General features: G+C 39.9%; 2 protein-coding genes. Both read right to left on the bottom strand.

Annotated features, from left to right (window positions below):
• Positions 1 to 5: 5 nt before the first annotated feature.
• Positions 6 to 644: a hypothetical protein gene (locus NWQ57_RS12900; protein ID WP_306022561.1), complete on the bottom strand. Its 639-nt coding sequence runs from the start codon at positions 642 to 644 to the stop codon at positions 6 to 8.
• Between the two features lie 54 nt (positions 645 to 698).
• Positions 699 to 1,466: an EAL domain-containing protein gene (locus tag NWQ57_RS12895; RefSeq protein WP_306022560.1), complete on the bottom strand. Its 768-nt coding sequence runs from the start codon at positions 1,464 to 1,466 to the stop codon at positions 699 to 701.
• Positions 1,467 to 1,743 lie beyond the last annotated feature (277 nt).

Here is a 1,743-nt window from a genome sequence, read left to right as displayed (position 1 = left end):
CATAATTAATCACCACTACATCCACCACTGCAACTAACGTCACTCGAGCAAGCACTAAAACCACCAGAACATCCACTACAACCTATGTGGCTGGCACAGTAGGCTTCTTTACCTTGATGTTTACAGTTGAGGCGATAATGGAACCCATCACGAATATTGAGCTTGGCATCAATCGCAAACAGCAAGGGCAGCCTACTGGCCTGTTTGGGTGGCAAACCTTCGCGTTGACAGGCAAAGCGCCATGCGGTCTTAATGCCTTTTTGCGCCATCGTTGGCGACTTCATGGCCTCAGCTGGGGTGTGATGTAGAAATCGACCAAAGGCTTTACTACAAAATTGGTCGTATTGGCGTGTAAACAAAATAAACTCATGCCATGCCACATCAATCACTTGGGACGGCATGGAGACTGGCTTTCTACCAGCAAGATTACAAACATGAAAATATTCACGTAAGCCTTTGATCACTAAGCGAAGGTCTGATTGAGAAAGTTGTGGGTATTGTTCGCCAACTTTTGTTGAAATACTAAGGGGAAAGCTATACTGCTCAATTAGGGTTAAACGCTTACTCTTCTTATTGAGGGCGTAAATTTTGTACCCCAAAATAACACCAGCACCAAGTAATAAAAAATAAATAAAGTGCAACATTGATACGCCTTCTGACTTCCTTGTTTATTTCATTAAGGTCTTCGTACCGCTTTGCTAAAAGCGAGAAAAATCCACCTCTGGTAGGGATTCAAATCCCGGTTTTGCAAACAAATAACCTTGCATCAATGAACAGCCCGCCTGAGCTAACCACTGCATTTCACCGACTGTTTCAATGCCTTCTACCAAGGCTTTAATACCCAGCTCTTGCAACATATTTAGGGTATTTTTGACAATTATTTGTCTGGATTTATCCGTGTTGATATCACGTATTAAGCCCATATCCAACTTTATTATATCCGTTTGAAAATTGGCTAATAATCCCAAACCTGAATACCCTGCTCCAAAGTCATCAATTGCAGTTTGAAATCCAAGGGCGTGGTAGTACTCAACCACTTTTTTGACATGTTCAGCATCGTCAATTTTTTCAACTTCAGTGAACTCAAACATAATGTTTTCAGTGGGAAAATGATACTGTTTTGCTGCTTCTAGGGTGGTTCTGATGCAGCGCTGTGGGTTGTAAACAGCATTAGGCAAAAAATTAATACTCAACATTGACTTAAGGTTCAATTGTGCAGCCAAAGCAATTGCTTTAACACGGCACTGTTGGTCAAATACGTAGCGGTTTTTGTCATTAACTTGAGAAATAACCCAAAATGCAGATTCATTACTCGGTCCACGGCACAAGGCTTCGTAACCAAAAATACGTTTTTCATGCCAATCAATAATGGGTTGAAAAGCCATTGTAAAGTCAAAACCTAATTCGTCTTTATTGGCACATTGACCACAATTATTGCTTGTTAGTATTTGTGAAGGACTGAGCACTAAAACGCCCCCTTTATTTGTTCATCATTTATTCAATTTAAACACAATTCTTATTCGTGATATTTTGAAAAAAGAAGGCATGACGAAGTAAAACAGTGTGAGAGATAAAGTTTACCCTAATTAAGTGTTTATCAAAAGAATCGATAATCTACCGAGATAAAAAAGCGACGAAACTGTCAGCATTTGTCGCCAAATAGCAGTGAAACAGCAAATAACTGCCATGGAGCTATTTTGTCATCGTGCACTTCTTCAGACTGGTTTGAATCTTTTAAAAACA

Source organism: Paraglaciecola sp. (genome assembly GCF_030730205.1).
In the GTDB taxonomy this organism is placed as follows: Bacteria; Pseudomonadota; Gammaproteobacteria; order Enterobacterales; family Alteromonadaceae; genus Paraglaciecola.
Note: the sequence above shows the minus strand (reverse complement) of the source record. Positions and strands in the feature narration are given on the sequence as shown.